The sequence below is a fragment of the Photorhabdus akhurstii genome (assembly GCF_018448925.1).
GTDB lineage: Bacteria > Pseudomonadota > Gammaproteobacteria > Enterobacterales > Enterobacteriaceae > Photorhabdus > Photorhabdus akhurstii.
In genome coordinates this window covers 117,709-140,441 of record NZ_RCWE01000011.1, presented here as the reverse complement: position 1 = coordinate 140,441, position 22,733 = coordinate 117,709, and the positions used below count along the sequence as shown (strand labels likewise).

The following is a 22,733-nucleotide window of genomic DNA, read 5'->3' as shown; positions in this document are numbered from 1 at the left end:
AATCCTCGGTTAAAGTGACCGCCATATCGCCCTGCGATAACAGTTGGCCGTCACCGCTCAGAGAGTGTGCGTTAATCGTGGCCTGTTCCCCGGCAATTAAGGTGCCTTGCCGGTTGTTAATCACCAGAGACGTAGGACGGGTCGCGTCGCCTGCGGTAAGCTGCTTGCCCGCGGAGATTAACCCCTCAGCATTCTCCAGCGTGTGACTCACCTGAGCTTGCAGATGGTTGGCTGCCCGTAAAGCGCCCTGAGTATTGTCCACCTGTTGAGCGCTGACCGTCAGGTTTTGTGCTTCCAACCCGTTATCCGTCTGCTTTGTTTCCCGGTTAATCAGGCGAGCGGTGTTCAGGGTCAATTGCTGACCGCCACGGATAAGGCCGCCGGTGTTATCGGTTTGGGTGTCAACATTGAGGGTGGTGTCGCCCACCGCCTGCGCCTGACCGTGACGATTGTCAAGCCGCTGGGTTTTCAGGTTGAGTGTCTCTGTCGACAACAATTTGCCGTCCCGGTTATCCAGCGCGGCGTGTCGGGTATCGATAGCCAACTGTCCGCCTTGAAGATGACCGTGGCGATTGTCCAGCGGGCCACTGGTGATGGTCGTCTTGCCCTCACCGAGAATATGGCCCTGCTGGTTATCCAGTAACTGCCCGTCGGTATCCAAAGTCAGGGCGTCGGCGGATTGTAAGGTCCCCTCGCGGTTTATCAGTTGTTGACTGTGAATGTCCAGCCCGCCATTGCCGGCAATCTGTCCCTGAGTATTAGTGAGCTCGGCGCTGGTCAGCGTGGTTTTACCGTCCGCGGCGATTATCCCGCCGGTGTTATCAACATCGCCGGTGCGCAGGGTTAACTGCCCGCCGCTTAACACCCGGCCCGACTGATTGTCCAGCGTGTCTTTGACCGCCAGTGTCAGCGAGCCTTTTTCGGCGGCCACAATGTTGCCATGACGATTATCGACGGTCGTTGCCTTCAGGTTCAGGTTACCGTTACCGGCAATGGTGCCGCTTTGGTTATCCAGTCGCCGGGTGGTGAGGGACAGGGTGTCTTTGCCCTGTTGTTGCATCATGCCGCCTTGATGGCTCAGGGTGTCGGCGTTGACGGTTATCTGCCCGGCCTGAGTTTCAGCGTGGTTGAGTTGCAGTTCACCGGCCTGTATCGTCAGGGCGCCATTGGTGAGCAGTTTGCCCTGATTGCCCAGCCACCGTTGGGTATTGAGTGATAATTGACCGTTGCCCGCCAGTTGCACGGTGCCCTGAGTATTATCGGCCTGATGCGCGGTCAGATGCAGGTCCTCGCCCTGACTGGCAATAGTGCCCTGACGGTTATTAAGCCGGTCTGTGGTGAGGGTCAGTTTCCCCTGATTGAACACTGTCCCCTCACGGTTATTCAGGGCGCGGGTATGGAGCGCCAGTTCACCGGTCCCGGTCTGGTTAATTTTTCCCTGCTGATTAGATAAATCCGGGGTTGTGAGGTGGATTTCCCGCGCCACTAACTGGCCGCCGTCGTTGTTAAACTGGCCCGGCGTTTTCGCAATAAAACGGTCGACGTTGACGGTAGCGCGAGCGGTACTGATGCCCAATTGACCGGCGGTGAGTTGAATCTGGCTAGCCGCCGTCTGGCTGTCGCTCAGGTCAATCTGTTGACTGTGGATAGCCAGCGTATCGGCGGCCAGATTTTTGCCATTGGCCTGAACGTGTTGTTTGGCCGTCAGGGTCAGGGAGCCGGGTAAAGTGGTACGCCCTTTATCATCCAGCCCCGCGGCCCATACACTGTCATGGCTGCTGTGTATCGTGTCGGCGGTAACGGTGGTATCGCCGCGGGCTTCCACCCGGCCCTGATTATCTAACGCGCCGCCAGCCCGCAAGGTCAGTGCCGACTGTGACAGCAATTTGCCGGTGTTCGAGACATCGGCAGACGCGGTTAATTGCAACGTATCCCGGCTGCTGATAGCGCCGCGGTTCTCTATCCGGCCATCGGCGGTGATATGGACCTCGCCGGCAGACGCGCCGATATTGCCGGCATTATGCACGCCGACCCCCGATTCGGTGCCTATCAGCCTAATTTTATGGGCGTACATGCCGCCCAGCGCCGCCACATCCAGCGCAAACGCCGGGTGATTTTCATCGTCAACCGATTTTTTCTTAATCTGCTGACGCGTCGCATCGACAATATTGCGCCCGGCGGTCACTTTCAGGTCTTGCGCATGTAATTTGGCGTTAATCGCCACGGAGCGGGCGATAATATCGGTGTAACTTTGCTGTGTGCTGTCCATGCCGTGTCCGTCAATCCGCACTTCCCCCTGATTGACATCAAACCCTTTCAATCGGCCCCGCTCCATCAGCGCTTGTCCGGTGGTGAGCGTGGTGCGATGCGCGTTAATGAAACCGCAACCGTTACAGGTGATACCCGCTGGGTTGGCAATAATCACCTCGGCTTTATGCCCGGCCACTTCAATCCAGCCATTAAGGTGACTGGGGTCACGACTGTTGACTTCGTTAAGAATAACGCTGGCGTCCCCTTTGGCTAGCCACGGATTGCCCGCGACCATACCGCCCAGTTGCGTCTGGGTGGCCTCATGGCTGTTATTGAGGATAACCCCCTGTTTATCCACGTCAAACTGACGGTAGGTATTGTGGGAAACGCCGTCGGCGCCGGGGGTCTGGATATTGACCTGCGGCGTGCCGTTGGCGCTGCGAATGATGGTGGGCTGCTGACGGCCCGGCGCCTGTCCGTCGGCCACAATCGCCGCCTGCGCGGTGAGCGAAACTCCGCCAAGGGCGAATAACAACCCAAACCGTAGCGCGGTGAGTCGGCAACGACGCTGCGGTGAAGAGGGGCGATGAGCGCGACGTCCGGCTCTTCCCCGTCCGGCCCGCGCTATCTCGGCCACCACCATCCACAGCTGGCGAGATTGATTAAAGATAATACGATATAACTGCTTGTTCATGATTTTTGCTCCACACAACACTACCCACCGGCAGTTTTGTTATTTGAATTAATACTGCCAATACAGGTTGAATCCGGCCGTGACGGGGGAAGTTTGGAAACCGGCGGGTTTGGACAGCGGGACGCCGACAAACAGGTCGTAGCTCACCTTTTTCAGGCTGCCGCGCCAGCCCAGGGCGCTCCCCGCCAGGTGTTTTCCGAGCAGCGCGTCGCTGCCCCGGCCGCCCACTTCGCCATAATCCATTGCCAGATACAGCGACTGCCCTTTCAGCGGGGTTTGCCAGTCCAGTTCGTTGCGGCTGTACCAGCCCCGATCGGCGGATAAGGTCAACTCGCCATCAAAGCCGCGCACCGTCCAGCGGCCGCCAATCGAGAAGCGATCCTGGGGCGTCAATGGGCTGGCGCTTATCTGCCGCAGATACTGGGTTTGATAAGAAAAGGGCTGAGAAAACAGCGTTAACGGCCCGGCCAGCGTCGCCGAGAATTGGGTGATTTTAGGCAAGGCGGTCCCCTCATTGCGGTACTCTCCCGGCGCCGGTTGCGCGCCAAACCAGCGCATGCCCTGCTGGTAAGTCACCTTGGTATCCAGCGTCGCGCTGCCGATAAAGTGATGATGAGACAGCCCCAGCTTCCAGCCCGCGGTTTCCCGGCGCTGAACATCAACTTCGGTCTTATCAATAAAATTGCGCGAAGTCCGACGATAAATTTCACCGTTAAGCCCGGTTTTCTGGTCGGCGTTACGATGTAGCACCCGGCTAAGCTGGACCGCCAGGTTTTGGCTTTTGCCCCGGTATTGGATCGCCTGATTCAGCCCGGCTATCGTCTGGGTATAATCGTAATGACTGGCCGTCACGCTCGCCATCCAGTAGCCGAAAGGCAGGGAGTAATAGAGCGTGTCGTTCTGGCTGCCTTTCCCGGCAGATGAGTGAATATCGCGTCCCTCGGAGAGATAGAACAGATCGCTGAGCGCCAGCGGGTTATCCAGAAAGAAGGTTAAACCGCCCTGATAACGTCCGGTGCTCTTGGAGCCGGTATCATCCAGATACGTGGCGATTCGCCAGTGCCGGGACTGACGCCAGTCCAGCACAATATCGCTCTCCCCCGGCTGCGCTGCCGGAACAATGTTCATCTCCGCCTGCACGGTCGGGAAACGTTGCAAGTTTTCCAATCCCTGCTCGATATCCCGTAAATCCAACAGTTTGCCTTCACGCGCGGGAAAGGGAGTTATCCGCTGGATATAGTTCCCGCTGTCTGGGGTATAGCGGATATGCCGGATGTTGCCCGGTATCATCACCAGTTTTAAGGTTTGGGTACGCAAATCCTGGGGAGGAGCCAGAACCCGGCTGGTGACATAGCCGTGATTAATGAGCTGATCTTGCAATTGGGTTATCAGCCGACTAATGCCTTTATCGCCCAGGCAATGGTTTTCGCCCTGTTGAGCGACACGCCGGAGCGGTAGCCAGTGCGGGAAATTTTCGGTGCCTGCCAATACCACATGAGTGACAGGAAAACAGGGGGTTTCCACCGCAAAGGCGGCTGACTCCCCGGTTTCCGGTACCGACAGATGAACTTCCGCAGGCGGCGGGGCTAATTGCGCTTCCAGCGCTTGCTGACGGGCCTGTTGATGAATGAGTTGTTGATCTGCGATGTCGGCGGCTTGACTGTCTGAGACTACGCTACAAAAGACCGTTAATACCAAAATACTGCTTTTCATTGACTTTCTATTCCACAATGTCGAAACAGCATTAACCACGAATTTAACTTAACGATCAATATTTAGGGTTGATTATCAACCGGGCAACTAAAATAGGGGATTGGTTAAGATAGCAGCAAAAACAAGAGGTTATATGACAAAGCAAAAAACAGGCCAATGTGATTATTTTGTAACAGCATTGTGTAAAAAATAGATTAATATTAATCATTTAATAACCAGCATTAATAATTTCAAATTAATTTTATTGTTTTATTTTTAAAATGTGATACGAATCACATTTATTATGATTGATTTCAGCATTGAATTACTTGAACTGTGACAGTTATTTTTAATTTGTGATAAGTAATGACCTTTTATGATTAGATTGGATGATGACTTTTAGCTCAGTTGGCAAAACAGGTGCTACGCTATTGCGGATTGGGAGATAACTATCAGACAGCAGGTATTGGTGGTGATTACACAGCTAATTTCTCTATTACCGGACTTGATGTCTAGTTGAGCTGCCCATATCGATTTTGGTTAAATAAACTCTATCAGATAAAAATAAATCCCGTGCTACTGCTCCGTAATCAACTCACAGATTGGAAAAAATCATGAATCCTAATGAGACAAAGATCTCCAGTGAGGATGTATCCATGCCAATCTTACTTTTTATCGGCTGCTCGCTCTGCCAGAAGATCATTTAACCTAAAACCTCCATAATTATATTGGGATAAACAACATGATTTGTTAGCGTCATTCTCCGTAATTGGAGAGTTGAACGTATCGGCGATTGGGAAGGTAATACGATGTTTGGAGTTTGCAGAGCATGAACTAAATTAGAGTCGCAAATTTACTTTTCTCACCCTTATTCACCTTGGGAAAGGGGGACTAATGAAAACATCAATGAGTTAATCACCAAAGGGAACCAGTTTTAATGAAATATCTGAGCAGAAATTAAATTTTGTGGTAAACCGATTAAGTAATCGCCCCGAAAAACTCGGGGGTGGGAAGACACATAATGAATTATTTAGAGGAACACGGATGTGTTTACTTCCAGAGTAACAATGTTGCACTTACTATTTAAATATATTACATACTATTAATAAGGTTATTCAAACTTATCCACCTTAATAAAAACCCACTTTTTATTTTAAGGAAAATAACTTCCTCACCAAAGCGATTATAAATTAATTCTAAAATCACATTCAGCAATAATCAGTATAGATAGCCCAGTTACTCTCTAACAGAACAATGGACTAAGAAATAATAATAATATGAAATACCCAGTTATAGTTATACTGAGGAGGCAATTAACCAAAGAGGAGAATGATAATGAACATATCCCTTGAGTACTTTCAATCTGCAAAATTTGATGGTAATTTATATCTCAAATGTCACGGTGAAATTAGTAACAATACAGAAATAAAATACACCGTAACCAATTCAAATACAAAAGAGATATATGAATGTTATAGTGAAGATAATCAAATCGCCTGCTTGACTTCACTAAAACCCGCAAATTATACGATAGAAACCATCCTTGTTCAGGATGGTAAAACAGTTGCTAATCTTACACCAGAAAATATAGAAATAAAAGAATCAGATTTATTGTTTGATATCAATAAGAAAATCGATGAGATAGATAAAAACAAAACTGATAATATTGACATTAACCATATCCTCCCGAAACAAACACCTGCTAAAGGTAACACCGTCTCTTTAAAAGGAAATAATGATATCCCAAATAAGAATTTGAAATATAATCTTGAAATTCTGTTTTCCCCTGATGGATTAAAAAAATTTGAAATAGAAAAAGATAACTTATTACCTATTTTTAATTCATATAAAAGCGCAATAGAGATAAAACCTGTTTTTAATCAAGAAGATTTAGATAGGAAAACCTGGAAAACACCAGAATTCAGTAAATTAACTCATCTTTACAAGATAGATGCTGATATTAGTCATGCTGATTTAGTCAAGTTAGCCAATGAACTAGAGGAACTGGATTATGTCGAATTTTGCTCTCTTACTCCGATTTTGAAAGAACTGCCACCACCGCCTTTACTTCTGTCCGAAGAGGAAACGATAATTCCTGAATTTGATACTACTCATATCGTTACACCTGATTTTTCACATCTACAGGGATATTTAGACGACCACAACGGTATGAATATTAGAAAGGCTTGGGATGAAGGTTATAAAGGCAAAGGCGTCACTGTACATCATCTTGATTTCGGCGTTTATAGAAACCATGAAGATTTAGTTGGTAATATTACGGTTATCAACAGCCGCCCAGAAACACAAGATTGTAATCATGGCACAGCAGCCACCGGCTGTATTTCTGCAAAAGATAATGAATTCGGTGTGACGGGTATTGCTCACGAATGTCAATTCCGTTTTTATGACGTCGATGATTTTGATAGAATAATATATAGCTTTTTACCAGGAGATATTATTAGTTTAAATATTCAAACTGTAGCCAATAATAGATATTATCCTTTTACCTACCTCAAATCTAATTGGCAAAGAATAAAAAGTTGTGCTGATGCAGGAGCTATCATTATTTTCGCTTCTGGTAATAGTGGTATTAATTTAGCCTATGACTTCACTTTCCCTAATTACGGTGATCCTGGTGGTATTATGATCGGTGCCTGTACATCAATTAATGGACACCGATTAGGCTTTTCCAATCATAATCTTCACACCAGTTTAAACTCCTGGGGTGAGAATGTCACAACTACTGGATATACAAACTTACAGTACCTACCAGGAAATAATAGAAATTATACTCGCGGTTATAATGGTACATCCAGTGCTACACCTTTAGTCGCAGGGGCATTAGCACTTATTCAGTCCTATGCCAAATTAAAATATCATAAATATCTTAACTGCACTCAAATAGCAACACTGGTTAGAAGTAGCGGTTTTACAATAGGAGAACTACAAGGAATCGGCTCGCGACCAAATGTCGCAAATGCTTTCAAATTAGTTGATCGTTTGCTTTCTTAATTAAGGTAAATGATTTCAGATTAAAGTAGTGGTGTTTTATCAGGGCCACCCGTTATTCTACGGGGGGCCTTATATTAATTAAGTCATTAATGCAGTTTCAATCGAGGGCGAATTACACGGTTTATACCGCCAACAAGCATCATCAAGCTAGTTTTGATATATCCATGTAAGGCTACCTGATGCATACGATATAAAGAGATATAGACAGCGCGAGCTACACGCCCTTCTATCATCATTGAACCACGCATCAAATTGCCCATCAAACTACCCACCGTACTGAATTTAGACAATGACACCAATGAGCCATGATCTTTGTAGGTATACTCTTTTAACGATTTATCATGCAACAAGGCAATAATATTACTGTAACAGCAGCTAGCCATTTGATGAGCCGCCTGCGCCCTTGGTGGAACAAAACCGCCTTCCTTCTTCGAGCATGACGCACAATCACCAATGGCAAAAATATGATCATCAAGTGTCGTTTGCAGCGTTGGCTTCACCACTAGCTGGTTAATCCGGTTGGTTTCAAGACCCGCAATATCTTTCATAAAATCAGGTGCTTTGATACCGGCAGCCCATACCATGAGATCAGCTTTAATTAGCTCACCCTCTTTAGTATTCAACCCGCGTTCATCAGCACTGGTCACCATAGTTTTGGTTAATACATGAACGCCAAGTTTTGTGAGTTCCTGATGTGCCGCAGCAGAAATACGCGCCGGCAATGCAGGCAAAATCCGCTCCCCTGCTTCGACTAACGTCACGTTCAACGCTTCTGAATTCAACCCTTCAAAACCATAACTGTTAAGCTGTTTTACCGCATTGTGCAATTCCGCTGATAGCTCAACACCTGTCGCACCACCGCCAACGATAGCAATATTAACCTTATCTTGCTGCCCACAGTTTGCAGAATACTTAAGAAACAGATTCAACATTTCATTATGGAAACGGTGAGCCTGTTGTGGATTATCCAGGAAGATACAATGCTCTTTCACACCCTGTGTATTAAAATCATTGGATGTACTGCCCAAGGCCATAACCAGAATGTCGTAGCTCAATTCACGTTCAGGCACCAGCACTTCGTTATATTCATCCCTGATCTCAGCCAAAGTAATTTTTTTGCTATCGCGGTGAATATCAGTCAACGTCCCTAATTGGAAACTGAAATAGTGATTACGGGCATGGGCCAGATAACTCAACGCATCAACCCCATCGTCAAGGGAGCCTGTTGCCACTTCATGTAATAACGGCTTCCATAAATGACTTTGGTTACGATCCACCAGCACAATTTCTGCTTTCTTCTTGCGACCCAACTTATGCCCCAGACTGGTTGCCAGTTCCAAACCACCGGCACCTCCACCAATGATAACAATTCTCTTCTTTGGTGTTGTCATGACTACTCCACTAAAATGTAAACCAAATGTTATTTAAGGGCAGTAAAATAATACCTTTAAATAACATTTAGTTTTATACAAATAACTGATGTGATAATTACAGAATATCATGACTGGTTAGTAGGTCATACCAAAATTGAACAACATCAAATTCTTTTGAATAAATAAACATCAATCACAAAATTTGTCAATTTATTTTCAGTTGGTTGGATTCAGCTCTTATTTTTCTCATGTTTCTATTGACGTAAGAAAGAAAATATGAATTAAGAAAGAGATCTTAAAAAAACCTGATATCAAAGAAATTTCAGGAATGCGACAATACTATTTATACAAAAAAGCGGGATATTTTCCCGCACAATTAACGCTAAAGGTCATCTATTTGGCAATAAAACAAACATAAAAGATGACTTTACAATTACCGCACACAACCCTGCCATTGCTCATGTAAAGCCGTTAGTGCTTTATTAGCCTGCTGCCAACGTTTTGAATTCTTTAACTCATTCAAACTGTATTGACTACCTCGATGATACAATTCTGATAATTTCTCCACTTTGGTCAAAGGCAGATTATCAAGCACGCTAATCGCTCCATCACGGTTATTACATATCAAAATCATGTCACAACCTGCATTGAGGGCAGTCTGTCCGCGTTCAACGTAACTTCCCATCATCGCCGCCCCCGCCATAGAGAGATCATCGGAAAATATCACGCCATCAAAGCCCAATTGCTGACGCAGCACTGATTTTAACCAGTATGACGACCCGCTGGCTGGATGCTCATCTACCTGAGAATAGATCACATGAGCCGGCATAATCGCATCCAATAAATTGCGCTGAATAAAATCACGAAAAATAGACATATCATGATGACAAATAACTTCCAACGGGCGATCATCACAGGGAGTTTCTTTATGAGAATCAGCATCAACAGCACCATGCCCCGGAAAATGTTTACCCGTCGATTTCATACCAGCAGAATGCATGCCTTTAATAAAGTGCTCCGCCATCATCTTGGCCTGTTCGGGATCTTCATGGAATGAACGTTCACCAATAGCCACACATCGGTGACCTAAATCCAAAACCGGAGCAAAGCTGATATCAATATCCATAGCAATCATTTCAGACGCCATCAACCAACCCGCCTCTTCCGCCAATTGAATTCCATTGAGATTGTCACTCAATCCAGCAAAAGATTGAGCCGCCGGTAAACAAGTGAAACCTTCACGGAAACGCTGAACTCTGCCGCCTTCTTGATCAACAGCAATCACAAGACGATGACGGGAAGCCTTACGAATCTGACGTACTAATTCTCGTAATTGCTCAGGATCATGAAAATTACGGGTAAACAGAATTAATCCGCCCACTAATGGATGTTGCAAAATTTCCTTCTCTTCATTATCCAATTCATAACCAACAACATCTAACATGACCGGACCCATAACATTCCTCACTTGTATTCATGTGCTGCAATTAATGCAGTGCGATATATTTAAAACTTTAGACCAAAAGAGAGACGTAACGGTTGCGCTAATTCTAAAAATTGTGGATCACCACTCTGTTTCCAACGCACTTCAAACCACATCAAAAACATATAATCAACCCAAAGTCGCCAACGTTTAATCTGGCGCTCTAATAGTGTGCGATTCAAGTATCCTGATGGCTGACAACAATAGTAGTTCAAAAAATCTTGCTGTTGCGATTCATTCCAGTGATTAGTGAGAAACAGTGTCGCTAGCGCAAACCCAATATCGGTATCAGTTGCATATTCCCAATCAATGAGTTTCAGCCCCTGAAAAGTATTAAGCAAATTACCGTAATGCACATCCATATGAGCGGGTGATAATTTGAGTATTGAAGGCATTGGAGATGACATAAAGTGTTTATGCAACCGCAACCAGCGGGGAGTAAGACGCGTTTTATCAATTTGCAACCAGTGGCTTTCTAACTGATGCCGTAGTTGAAGCCGGTAGCCAAACAGCGGCTGGTGATGCAAAATCGCCAATAATGCCGCCAATTTTTGCAAAAAATCAGGCTGAGAAAACTCATTTTGCCCAATCACATGGCCGGGCAACCACGTCAACAACAGCCAATGAGGAACCATTGCTATGACTTGCGGAGCAATTTTTACCTGGCTGAGATGGCGCAAAATGGCGCTTTCACGCTGACGATTAACGCCAAGCTGTTTCCCTTGTTGCCACTGCTTACGGCCGACAACATGATATTTACCATTGGTGGCGTAATAGCTCCCATTTGTCAGACCGCTTAACGGTCTTATTTTCCAATCGCCTACTTCGGTATGCGGCCATTGCCTGCACAATGCCCGCAACAAACAATCATGATTATTTAACGTCACCGTGCCCTGACCAAAGAATCTCACCCGTCTGTACCAGCATCAGTTGCATGACGATATCGCGCTTATCACTGTTACCTGAAACTATAGAATAAAGGACATAATCGGCATTCAAATAACGCGCCAGACCAATCGCTTTGCTACGCAATCCCAAACTATCTTCCTCAGATAAGCCTAGAGATTGACGGGCACTTTGCACTTGATTTTGTGGTACTAACTCAAAAACATGCTTGCTACTGACAGCTTGACGCAGAGCATCGGTTGCCTGCATGGTTTGTAATGCACCGTTGGTATTATTTTTTACTGTATCAACTAACAGTAGCTTCCCGTTTTCCAACCCATGAGCCTTAACTAATTGCTCAACTAATGGCTGCACAGTACTTTCCCAGTCAATCGCGCGCATTTTCGGGAGTTCTGGCACTTTTTCCGATGGTGGTGTCGGTTTTTCCGATGGAGTCACTGGTACGACCGGCGTCGGAGGTTCAGGCTGCTCCGGTGGCAAGGATGGACATCCCGCCAAAAACATAACCGATAGTGCTACAAAAAGAATTCTTCTCATTAACCTATTCCAATTACAGAGTTTAAAAAACAGATAAATTTCTGCTGTGATAGCAGCAATATATTATCGGTTCAACTCCAATGATAAATTTGCAGCATTTATTAAAAAATCGAGATATTCGAGGCATCTTGGAATAAACATCCCCGAATATCTGCCTATATCCATAAATTTCAATACTTCACATTGACTTCATCAACAATGGCCCTAAATGGCGACCGCCAACCAAATGCATATGAATATGATAAACTTCCTGTCCCGCATGGCGGTTACAGTTCATAATCAAACGATATCCATCTTCTGCAATGCCTTCTTGTTCAGCAATTTTTGCCGCAACCGTCATCATGCGCCCTAACGCTGCTTCATGCTCCGGTTTAACATCATTCACTGTTGGGATCAGGACATTTGGAATAATCAGAATATGGGTCGGTGCCTGTGGAGAAATATCGCGGAATGCAGTGACCAGATCGTCCTGATAAACAATATCAGAAGGTATTTCACGGCGAATAATTTTACTGAAAATAGTTTCTTCTGCCATCACATTTTCCTTTTATTCAAAAAAACAACCGATATATGAGCGCTTACAAGCCAAAGATTCAAGTTGATAAATCAAATTTTGTCTACATCAACATGAAATAAATCGCAAAAATTCTGTGTAGTCACCTCTGCTATTGCCTCAACACTCACACCTTTGAGTACAGCCATATATTCCGCAACATCACGTACATAGGCTGGCTGGTTCTCTTTGCCACGATGAGGAACAGGTGCAAGGTAAGGCGAATCAGTTTCAATCAGAATACGATCTAATGGTACATATCTCGCCGCTTCACGGATCTGCTCTGCATTACGGAAAGTAACAATACCAGAGAATGAAATATAGAAACCTAAATCCAGTAATTCTCTAGCCGTATCTTTATCTTCCGTAAAACAGTGCAAAACACCGCCACATTCTCGTGCCTGTTCTTCACGCAATACCTTTAAAGTATCATCACGAGCACTACGGGTATGAACGATAACCGGCTTGTTGAGTCTGCGTCCGATACGAATATGTTCACGAAATGAGGTTTGCTGTAATTCAGCATTATCCTGTTGATAGTAGTAATCCAACCCAGTCTCACCTAGTGCGACAACTTCATTACCGGCCGCTAAACGCGCTAACTCATCAAAGTCATAACCTTCATCCAGATTAAGTGGATGAATACCGCAGGAAAATACGATATTTTCCCGTTTACCAATTAGTGTTTTCATTTGCTGGAAACCGGGTAACGTCGTCGCTACTGCCAGCATAAATTTAACTTCCCGACCTGCCGCTTTTGCAACAACATCATCTACATTTTTATGTAGGTTTTCATAATCGAGACAATCGAGATGACAATGTGAATCAACTAACAACATATTTAAACTCGTATACAAAAAGATTTCAGGGTTATGAAGTAAACTGTTTTTCCCAATTAAGCAACTGTTCCGCCAACAACAATTCCCAATTTACACCCACGACTGCAAGCAACTGATGACGACAAGACATCCAATCACCAACGCTTTGCAGCAAAACAGCCATAGTATGCATGGAACTCAATTGATAAATCAGCGTTTGTTGATCCTGATTGATGCAATAACGCTGTACCTGCTGTTGCCACTTTACCGCATCAAGTAACAAGCTAATAAGCCAATGAAGACGTTGTGGCGCATTTTCATGATTAAGCTGGGGTAAAAGTGACAAAGCATCACGTTTATCCAAAGCCTGTTTAACAGCCTGACAAAACTGTTCCCGTATCTGCCATTGTTCCGGTTGCAATAATTGCTCTGCCGCTACAGGAGCCCCCTGAGACAGTTTCAATGCTGTTATTGCATCGGCGGAAGAAATTAAAGGCAACTGTTTTTGCAACCAATAAAGACTACTTTCCGTTTCAGGCACTGGCAAAAAATAGTAAAAACAACGGCTACGTAAAGTTGCCAAAAGGCTGGCTGGTTGCCGACATTCCAGAAGAAAATAGGTATGTTCCGGCGGTTCCTCCAACGTTTTCAATAATGCATTAGCCGCAGCATCTGTCAAACACTCGGTCAAAGGTAACCAGACAATTTTTACCCCACCTTGCTGAGAACGGCTATAAAGCTTTTCCGTAATCTGCCGTATCGCTTCCACACCAACGCTGGTTTTACCCTTCTCCGGTGACATAATGTACCAATCAGGATGAGTCTCGGCCATCATCAGATGACAGCTATGACACTTCCCACAACTTTTCATCCCCTGTCTATCCTGACACATCAACCATCGGCTTAATCCATAGATCAACACATCGGCCCCGGTACCTGCATTAGCATGAACCAATAAAGCGTGATGGCCTCGACCTTGCTGGTGAGATTCCACCAACTGACGATATGCCTGATTAAGCCACGGATACCAATTCATCAGCCATTTTCCTGCTGCTTTAGCCATTGCCCAAGTACCTGATAAATATCTGCTTGTACTTGCTCTATCGGTTGAGCCGCATCAACGGTCACAATATTCTTATCCTGTGCTGCAAACTCCAGGTAACGACTGCGCGTACGATCAAAAAAATCCATCGACTCTTTTTCAATTCTGTCTAACTCTCCGCGTTCACGAGCACGCAGTAAACCAATCTGAGGAGGAAGATCGAGATAAATAGTCAGGTCAGGACGGAAATCACCAAGCACAGTATCACGTAGCGAACTCATCAAGTTTTTATCAATACCACGCCCTCCCCCTTGATATGCCTGGGAAGAGAGGTCGTGACGATCACCCACAACCCATGTACCGCGAGCCAAAGCAGGTTTAATCACATTTTCGACTAATTGAACTCTGGCTGCATATAACATTAACACCTCTGCTTTATCCGTCAGAGATTCACCTTCAACACCTTGTTTAATTAACCCTCGTAATTTTTCTGCCAGTGGTGTTCCACCCGGCTCACGGGTAAAAATTAAATCCTGAATACCGTGCTGCTGCAATATTTCAACGACTGTTTTCATCGCTGACGTTTTTCCTGCACCTTCCAGCCCTTCAATAACAATAAATTTGCTGTTCATTTGTCCTGTTTTAACCTATGACGATAAATATTTACCGCCTTGTTATGCGCAGCTAGATTGGTCGTAAAAGTATGACCACCTTTACCATTCGCCACAAAATAGAGAAATTCGGTTTTTGCCGGGTGGGCAGCCGCTTTTATGGAAGCGAGGCCAGGCATCGCAATCGGTGTGGGTGGCAGGCCATCAATCATATAAGTATTGTAGGGCGTCAATGTCGTTAAATCTTTACGAAAAATAGTGCCTGTGTATTTTTCACCTAAACCATAAATCACGGTCGGATCAGTTTGAAGCCGCATGTTCAACCGTAAGCGATTAATAAATACAGAAGCAACTTTTGTCCGCTCAGCCTCAACACCGGTCTCTTTTTCAATAATCGACGCCATAATCAACATTTCATAAGCATTCTTATAGGGTAGATTTTTGTCACGCCCTTCCCACTCCTCTTCAAGCGTCATTTTCATCTGTCGATATGCTCGTTTCAGCAACGCCACATCGCTTGTACCTGCCGTATAGTGATAGGTATCAGGATAAAGCCACCCTTCCAAAGTATCGGTATCTTTTATATCGAGTATCTCAGCCAACTCCTGCGCATTTTTATTATCCAATTCATGCTTAAGATATTCAGATTGCTGTAGTATTTTCCACCAGTCAGATAAACGACTACCTTCAACAAAACGGACCGTAAATTGCGCTTCTTTACCACTAGAGAATAATTGCAACATTTCCCGCAACGTCATTTCTCGTGTCAATTGGTACGTTCCCGCTTTAAATTCGGCAAGTTTTGGCTCCAGCCTTAATAACCAAGGGAAAATATGACTATCTTCAATCAAGTTATCCCGCACTAGTAACGCCTCCAAACCATGACGACTAATACCGGCTGGTAAGGTAAATATTCGATCCTGTTTAATTGTTAGTGTTTGATCCGCAAATTTTTCAACTTTTTTATAGCCAGCATAGAGTAATATTGCTGCCGTAATGACAATCAAAACCAATAGAGCAAAAAGACTTTTTTTCCGTTTCATCAATTAATCTAATCACTTAAATACATTGTTCACTTAGACACATTATGAATTACAATTTCAGACATTCAGGAAGCAAATAATCATATAGCTCCCTTGACTGATATTTCCATGTAGGCTGATTTTCATGAACTTGAATTTCTCTGACAGGTATCACTGGCATTAAAGAATTACAGACTATCACTTCATCTGCATCAGCCAATGTCTCGGGATAACAGTTTACACAGGAAAAGTGATAATCACTTTCCGATAATAACGCGATTATTCTTGCTCGCATCACCCCTTCGATACCACAGCCTCGTAAATCAGGAGTATACACATCTTTTCCTTTACGCCAGAAAATGTTTGCAGTACAGCATTCAACCAATAAACCATCCGTATCAAGTACCAGAGCTTCATCAGCATTTGATTTTTCGATAAATGATTTAATCAATACCTGTTCTAATCGGTTAAGGTGTTTTATTCCGGCAAGATAAGGGTTTATTCCCATCGGTATCGGACTGAGCACCAGAGAAAAACCTTTCTGACGCTGTTTCAAATAGTTATCGGGATAAGGACTAACAGACAAAATCTGATTGGATTGCGTAAAACCCTCAGCACTATAACCACGCCCTCCGGTTCCGCGGGAAATAATAACTTTAAGTACACCTTGTTCAGTTGTGGAAGCAATCTGCTTTATATGGTTTTCAAGCTGTTGCCAATCAGGTTGTGGAAGATATAACCTTTCAACGCCTTTTTGTAATCTTTGGATATGCAATGGCAATAAAGCGGCCTGCCCCTGTTCTATTTTTGCTGTTGTGAAACAACCATCACCGAATTGAACTGAACGATCATTCACTGGTAAATAGTCGCTCCGCTCCCCATTAATCCAATACATATCACTTTATTCTTAATTACTCAAAAAAGGCATTTCAATCAATTTATCAACAGACGGTATGATAGTATATCGCTGTCACGAGTGCAAAAATGCCCATGATTCTTGCCACAAAAAAAGCTCCAATAATGATTAACTATTGGAGCTCTCTATTTTGTCGCCTCTCAATATTTACAAATTCATACCGAGGGGCCTTCAACAGCAATTTTCTGTAATATCAGGCTTTGTCTGTCAATCAGGCTTAATCTTACGGAAAATCAGTGAGCCGTTAGTACCACCGAAACCGAAAGAGTTACACAATGCATATTCCATCCCCTCTACCTGACGGGACTCATTTGGCACGAAATCCAGACGGCAGTTTTCATCCTGGTTTTCCAGGTTGATAGTTGGCGGAACAACCTGATCACGCAATGCCAAGATAGTGAAAATAGATTCAACCGCCCCCGCAGCACCCAATAAATGACCCGTCATTGATTTGGTGGAACTCACTAAAACATCAGTGCCTTCACCAAACACGGACTCAACTGCATGGGCTTCCGCTAAATCGCCAGCCGGTGTTGAAGTACCGTGAGCATTAATATATCCCACTTGCTTGGTAGTAATACCGGCGTCTTTCAGCGCATTTTCCATCGCCAGCGCAGCACCTGCGCCATCTTCTGGTGGTGATGTCATATGATAAGCATCACTGCTCATGCCAAAGCCAACGATTTCTGCGTAAATTTTCGCACCACGTCTCTTCGCATGCTCATACTCTTCCAGTACCAGAATACCTGCGCCATCCCCCAGAACAAAGCCATCGCGGTCTTTATCCCACGGACGACTTGCACTTTGTGGATTATCATTACGGGTAGATAAAGCACGGGCAGCGCCAAAGCCACCAACCCCTAGAGGAGTACTGGCTTTTTCCGCACCACCTGCCAGCATAATGTCAGCATCATTATAAGCAATAATACGGGCAGCATGACCAATATTATGTACACCTGATGTACATGCTGTGGCGATAGAAATGCTTGGACCACGCAAACCGTAAATAATACTCAGATGACCTGCTACCATGTTTACGATCGTAGAAGGTACAAAGAATGGACTGATCTTGCGAGGACCATTAGCCACCAATGCCCCGTGATTTTCTTCAATCAGACCCAAACCACCAATACCAGAACCAATAGCAGCACCAAAACGACTAGCATTGGCTTCTGTTACTTCAATTCCAGAATCTTCAATGGCTTGCACACCTGCTGCAATACCATATTGAATGAAGTCATCCATTTTTCGTGCATCCTTGCGCGAAATATTGAAATCTTCATGATTAAAATCTTTAACCAGACCAGCAAACTTAGTTGCATGGTGACTGGTGTCAAAATGGTCAATAAGGCTGATACCACTCTGTCCGGCACAAACAGCTTTCCAAGAAGATTCTGCTGTATTACCGACAGGAGATAACATGCCTAGTCCGGTCACAACTACTCGACGCTTAGACACGCTTATCCTCCAGGGAGGGAAATTATTTAGGGCAGAAACATAGGCGGTCGAATGACCGCCTAGGTGTGTTCACTTATTCGCTTTGGTTCTGGACGTAATCAATAGCTGCCTGAACTGTAGTGATCTTTTCTGCTTCTTCATCTGGAATTTCGATATCGAACTCTTCTTCCAGAGCCATTACCAGTTCAACTGTGTCAAGAGAATCAGCGCCCAAGTCATCTACAAAAGAAGCTGAATTAACAACCTCTTCCTCTTTAACACCAAGTTGTTCAACGATGATTTTTTTAACGCGTTCTTCAATAGTGCTCATGCTATTAAATTTCCTATCAAAATTCGCTTTCGCGATGGTTTTCGTAGTTTATAAAATACAGGAAAAGATGCAACCCAATCCCGGCTGGTCGAACCACAAACTTGCACTATTTTGCGTTATTTGACACAAAAAATGCAACTGGTTCGCTCATTTTTTAGTTCATGTACATGCCGCCATTGACATGTAATGTTTCGCCTGTGATGTAAGCCGCTTCATCAGAAGCAAAGAAAGCTACAGCACTAGCAATTTCTTTTACATCCCCAAGTCGCTTAGCGGGGATATCATTCGAAAAGTTCGCCAACTGCTCCTCTGGCAACGCTTTTAGCATATCAGTTTCAATAAGCCCTGGCGCAACAACGTTAACAGTAATACCACGGGAAATCACTTCGCGAGCCAATGTTTTACTGAAACCAACAAGCCCTGCTTTCGCCGCTGCATAGCTTGCTTGCCCAGCGTTCCCCATTGATCCAACAACAGAACCAATAGAGATGATACGACCATAACGTTTTTTTATCATGAAACGCATCGCCGCTTTTGTCATACGGAAAACGGATGAAAGATTAGTGTCGATAACATGCTGCCACTCATCATCCTTTATGCGCATCACCAGGTTATCAGCCGTGATACCCGCATTATTCACTAAAATGTCAAGCCCACCCCACTCTGTCCGGATGGTAGTCATAAGCTGTTCAATCGATTCCGGATCAGTGACATCCAGTACAAAACCTTTACCTTTTTCACCAAGGTAAGCACTGATGACTTCAGCACCCTTTTCGCTTGTTGCTGTACCAATGATATAGGCTCCACGCTCTGCTAATAGTTCAGCAGTTGCACGGCCGATCCCACGGCTAGCACCTGTTACTAATGCAATCTTTCCGTCTAATCTCATATTGTTCCTCAATTATTTTCCAATGCAGTTACTAGTGAAGCTGTGTCATTAACTGCTGCTGCACTTAAGGTATTGACAATTCGTTTAGTTAAACCTGTCAAAACTCTACCTGGCCCTACTTCTAATAGCCGCCCGACACCCTGTCCAGCAATAAATTCAACTGTTTCTGTCCAACGGACAGGGTTATAGAGTTGTCGTACCAGTGCATCACGGATAGCTTCAGCAGATTGTTCTATTTTCACATCAACATTATTTACCACCGGGAACTGAGGATGACTAAATTCAATTCCTTCCAAAACAACTGCCAGCTTATCTGCGGCGGGTTTCATCAGTGCACAATGCGACGGTACACTGACTGCCAAAGGCAGCGCACGTTTCGCACCTGCGGCTTTACATGCATCACCAGCACGCTCTACCGCCTCTCTCTCACCGGCAATAACAACCTGACCAGGTGAGTTAAAGTTAACAGGAGAAACAATTTGCCCCTGAGCTGCTTCTTTACAGGCACTATCAATGGATTCATTATCTAAACCGATAATAACATACATTGCACCAACGCCTTCAGGTACAGCTTCTTGCATCAATTCGCCACGCAGTTCAACAAGTCTAATTGCTTGTTTGAAATCAATGACACCCGCACAAACCAGTGCAGAATATTCACCAAGGCTATGTCCAGCCATCAGTGATGGTGCTTTTCCACCTTTTTCCTGCCAGACCCGCCAAATAGCAACCGATGCTGCCAACAACGCGGGTTGAGTTTGCCATGTTTTGTTCAGTTCTTCTTCTGGCCCCTGTTGAACCAGTGCCCAGAGATCATATCCCAGTACATCAGACGCTTCTGCAAAAGTTTGCTCGACAACCGGGAACGCTGTAGCCAAATCGGCCAACATGCCAAGGTCTTGAGAACCCTGACCAGGAAATACCATTGCAAATTCAGACATAGACATGTTCATCTTCCTGTCAAATTAAAAACGTATCAGTGCTGAACCCCAAGTAAGGCCACCACCAAAAGCCTCAATTAAGATTAACTGACCACGCTTAATCCGGCCATCACGCACTGCTTCATCAAATGCTGTGGGTACCGATGCCGCAGAAGTATTACCGTAACGATCTAGCGTTACCACTACTTTATCCATTGTCATGTTTAATTTTTTAGCTGTCGCTGCGATAATACGCAAATTAGCCTGATGAGGCACCAGCCAATCCAACTCACTATACGGTAAGTTATTTGCTTCTAAAGTCTCATCAACTATATTAGCCAATTCACGAACTGCAATCTTAAATACTTCATTACCAATCATACTGGCATACGCTGGTTCTTTTAGATTCTGACGTTCCTGATAAGGCAATACCAACAATTCACCATAGCTACCGTTTGCATGAAGGTGAGTTGAAAGAATTCCTGGCTCATTAGAAGCCCCTACCACCATAGCGCCTGCACCATCGCCAAACAGGACAAGTGTTCCGCGATCTTCTGGATCAAGCGTTCTGGTAATAGAATCAGAACCAATAACCAATGCATGTTTCGCCACACCGGTTCTAATAAACTTATCAGCAATACTCAGTGCATAAACAAAACCAGAACAAGCGGCGGAAATATCAAAAGCCGCTGAATTTTGGGTACCCAACATGTGCTGAATTTGGCACGCAGAACTGGGGAAAGCATGGGTGGATGAAGCTGTTGCAACAATGATTAAATCAATCTGATCTTTATCAATGCCCGACATTTCAATTGCTTTCTTAGCGGCCCGAAACCCCATAACCGCAACGGTTTCATCATCAGTGGCAATACGACGTTCGCGGACACCTGTACGGGTAACAATCCACTCATCAGACGTATCTACCATTTTTTCTAAATCAGCATTAGTACGCACTTGCGCAGGCAGATAACTACCTGTACCTAAAATTTTTGTATACATGTATGTTCAGTCACTCTTGGGTAATGCTGTTTCCAGGCGTGCAGCAATTCTATCAGGAACCTGCCTTTCAACGGCCTGAACAGCCTGTTCGATTGCGGCTTTAAACGCATGCTCATTAGCCGCCCCATGGCTTTTGATTACAATTCCATATAATCCTAACAGACATGCGCCATTATACTGGTCAGGGTTCAGGTGACCGAAGCGTTTTGTCATCCGTTTTTGCAGCCACTTCTTGACTATTTTCAACAACCAGGAAAACTTTTTCTTTTGTCCATCCGATGATTTAAGCAGGGATAAGATAACTCTGATCGCCCCTTCCATCGTTTTTAACGTCACGTTACCTGCGAAGCCGTCACATACCAATACATCACTCTTACCTGTCAGTAATTCATCACCTTCCAGATAACCAATGTAATTTATTGTCGGAATGCTCTTTAAAATAGTGGCGGCTTCGCGGATATTATCCAGCCCTTTACTCTCTTCTGTACCAATGTTAAGCAATGCTACCGCGGGATTAACCACCCCTACGACTTCCTCGGCCATCACTGAACCCATAATGGCGAATTGTACCAACATGCGGCTATCGCAATTAACATTGGCGCCTAAATCCAATACGACCGTTTCCCGCTGTTTCAGGTTTGGTAACACGGTCATCAAAGCAGGTCTTTCAATGCCTTCTATAGATTTTAGCATCAATTTAGATAACCCCATCAATACTCCGGTATTTCCTGCGCTGATACACGCCTGCGCTTCACCTGATTTCACTAAATCCAGGGCAATACGCATTGACGTTCCTCGGCTGTTACGAATCGCTTGCGATGGTTTCGCATCATTAGCCACAACCCGTTCAGCAGGAACCACTTGTAAACGACTGAGCAACTCAGCATCGCTATTTACAAGCATCGGAGAAATGATATCGGGGATCCCGACCAGCAATAATTTAAGTCTAGGGTTAGACGCCAGTGCCTGCAATGCAGCAGGCACCGTAACGCGAGGACCAAAGTCCCCGCTCATGGCATCTAACGCTAAAGTCAGATTAGTCAAGGTATTAACTTGCTAATGACTGGCGGAGATTATTTGTTGATGACTTTGCGGCCACGGTAGTAGCCATCAGCAGTCACATGGTGACGCAGGTGAGTTTCACCAGAAGTTTTATCCACAGACAGTAATGGTGCAGTCAGTGCATCATGAGAACGACGCATACCACGTTTAGAACGAGTTGGTTTATTCTGTTGTACGGCCATTGAC

General features: G+C 44.9%; 20 protein-coding genes and 1 pseudogene. 2 read left to right on the top strand and 19 right to left on the bottom strand.

Annotation, left to right across the window (positions count from 1 at the left end; translation table 11 throughout):
- Together EAE93_RS13970 and EAE93_RS13965 are read right to left on the bottom strand one after the other, a co-directional pair.
- A partial coding sequence (locus tag EAE93_RS13970) for a two-partner secretion domain-containing protein (RefSeq protein ID WP_214039903.1) occupies window positions 1–2,944 on the bottom strand: 2,944 nt, incomplete at its 3' end.
- Between the two features lie 48 nt (window positions 2,945–2,992).
- Window positions 2,993–4,657, bottom strand: coding sequence for a ShlB/FhaC/HecB family hemolysin secretion/activation protein (locus tag EAE93_RS13965; protein WP_214039902.1), 1,665 nt, complete (start codon window positions 4,655–4,657; stop codon window positions 2,993–2,995).
- 815 nt (window positions 4,658–5,472) lie between these two features.
- On the opposite strand from EAE93_RS13965, the pseudogene EAE93_RS13960 reads away from it, so the two are divergent.
- Together EAE93_RS13960 and EAE93_RS13955 are read left to right on the top strand one after the other, a co-directional pair.
- A pseudogene (locus EAE93_RS13960) lies at window positions 5,473–5,701 on the top strand (IS30 family transposase); the annotation flags it as partial.
- 270 nt (window positions 5,702–5,971) lie between these two features.
- Window positions 5,972–7,648 (top strand): S8 family peptidase, encoded by a 1,677-nt coding sequence (locus tag EAE93_RS13955; protein ID WP_036815033.1) that lies wholly within the window; start codon window positions 5,972–5,974, stop codon window positions 7,646–7,648.
- Between the two features lie 86 nt (window positions 7,649–7,734).
- On the opposite strand, the gene EAE93_RS13950 is transcribed toward EAE93_RS13955, so the two are convergent.
- The 17 genes from EAE93_RS13950 to rpmF form a co-directional block, all read right to left on the bottom strand.
- A complete protein-coding gene (locus tag EAE93_RS13950) occupies window positions 7,735–9,039 on the bottom strand; it encodes an NAD(P)/FAD-dependent oxidoreductase (protein ID WP_036815030.1) in 1,305 nt (434 codons plus the stop codon).
- A 415-nt stretch (window positions 9,040–9,454) separates the two neighbouring features.
- Window positions 9,455–10,477 (bottom strand): beta-N-acetylhexosaminidase, encoded by a 1,023-nt coding sequence (nagZ, locus tag EAE93_RS13945; RefSeq protein WP_214039901.1) that lies wholly within the window; start codon window positions 10,475–10,477, stop codon window positions 9,455–9,457.
- 50 nt (window positions 10,478–10,527) lie between these two features.
- Window positions 10,528–11,391 carry a thiamine kinase gene (gene thiK, locus EAE93_RS13940; RefSeq protein WP_214039900.1) on the bottom strand — a complete coding sequence of 288 codons (864 nt, stop codon included), beginning with the start codon at window positions 11,389–11,391 and terminating at the stop codon, window positions 10,528–10,530.
- Complete coding sequence (lpoB, locus tag EAE93_RS13935) at window positions 11,378–11,947, bottom strand: penicillin-binding protein activator LpoB (protein ID WP_036782179.1); 570 nt, start codon at window positions 11,945–11,947, stop codon at window positions 11,378–11,380. Before lpoB ends, thiK begins: the two co-directional genes overlap by 14 nt.
- Before the next feature lie 178 nt (window positions 11,948–12,125).
- A complete protein-coding gene (gene hinT, locus EAE93_RS13930) occupies window positions 12,126–12,482 on the bottom strand; it encodes a purine nucleoside phosphoramidase (protein WP_036815020.1) in 357 nt (118 codons plus the stop codon).
- A gap of 71 nt (window positions 12,483–12,553) precedes the next feature.
- On the bottom strand, window positions 12,554–13,339 hold the full coding sequence (locus tag EAE93_RS13925; protein WP_105398244.1) for a metal-dependent hydrolase: 786 nt from the start codon (window positions 13,337–13,339) through the stop codon (window positions 12,554–12,556).
- Window positions 13,340–13,370: 31 nt separating this feature from the next.
- Window positions 13,371–14,354, bottom strand: coding sequence for a DNA polymerase III subunit delta' (gene holB, locus EAE93_RS13920; RefSeq protein WP_214039910.1), 984 nt, complete (start codon window positions 14,352–14,354; stop codon window positions 13,371–13,373).
- On the bottom strand, window positions 14,354–14,992 hold the full coding sequence (gene tmk / locus EAE93_RS13915) for a dTMP kinase (protein ID WP_036782171.1): 639 nt from the start codon (window positions 14,990–14,992) through the stop codon (window positions 14,354–14,356). The genes holB and tmk overlap by 1 nt, the downstream gene beginning before the upstream one ends.
- Window positions 14,989–16,014 carry an endolytic transglycosylase MltG gene (mltG, locus tag EAE93_RS13910; RefSeq protein ID WP_214039899.1) on the bottom strand — a complete coding sequence of 342 codons (1,026 nt, stop codon included), beginning with the start codon at window positions 16,012–16,014 and terminating at the stop codon, window positions 14,989–14,991. Before mltG ends, tmk begins: the two co-directional genes overlap by 4 nt.
- A 49-nt stretch (window positions 16,015–16,063) precedes the next feature.
- A complete protein-coding gene (pabC, locus tag EAE93_RS13905) occupies window positions 16,064–16,888 on the bottom strand; it encodes an aminodeoxychorismate lyase (RefSeq protein ID WP_110087144.1) in 825 nt (274 codons plus the stop codon).
- A gap of 228 nt (window positions 16,889–17,116) precedes the next feature.
- The gene (fabF, locus tag EAE93_RS13900) at window positions 17,117–18,367 is read right to left on the bottom strand and encodes a beta-ketoacyl-ACP synthase II (protein WP_214039898.1); all 1,251 of its coding nucleotides are present in this window, start codon (window positions 18,365–18,367) and stop codon (window positions 17,117–17,119) included.
- 73 nt (window positions 18,368–18,440) lie between these two features.
- Complete coding sequence (gene acpP, locus EAE93_RS13895; protein ID WP_011147052.1) at window positions 18,441–18,677, bottom strand: acyl carrier protein; 237 nt, start codon at window positions 18,675–18,677, stop codon at window positions 18,441–18,443.
- 154 nt (window positions 18,678–18,831) lie between these two features.
- Window positions 18,832–19,566: a 3-oxoacyl-ACP reductase FabG gene (fabG, locus tag EAE93_RS13890; protein WP_214039897.1), complete on the bottom strand. Its 735-nt coding sequence runs from the start codon at window positions 19,564–19,566 to the stop codon at window positions 18,832–18,834.
- A gap of 8 nt (window positions 19,567–19,574) precedes the next feature.
- A complete protein-coding gene (fabD, locus tag EAE93_RS13885) occupies window positions 19,575–20,507 on the bottom strand; it encodes an ACP S-malonyltransferase (protein WP_105398251.1) in 933 nt (310 codons plus the stop codon).
- Window positions 20,508–20,531: 24 nt separating this feature from the next.
- On the bottom strand, window positions 20,532–21,485 hold the full coding sequence (locus EAE93_RS13880; protein ID WP_036815005.1) for a beta-ketoacyl-ACP synthase III: 954 nt from the start codon (window positions 21,483–21,485) through the stop codon (window positions 20,532–20,534).
- Between the two features lie 6 nt (window positions 21,486–21,491).
- Window positions 21,492–22,529 carry a phosphate acyltransferase PlsX gene (gene plsX, locus EAE93_RS13875; protein ID WP_072165629.1) on the bottom strand — a complete coding sequence of 346 codons (1,038 nt, stop codon included), beginning with the start codon at window positions 22,527–22,529 and terminating at the stop codon, window positions 21,492–21,494.
- 29 nt (window positions 22,530–22,558) lie between these two features.
- Entirely contained in the window at window positions 22,559–22,729 is a 171-nt protein-coding gene (gene rpmF / locus EAE93_RS13870) for a 50S ribosomal protein L32 (RefSeq protein ID WP_011147057.1), read from the bottom strand.
- Between the last annotated feature and the right edge of the window lie 4 nt (window positions 22,730–22,733).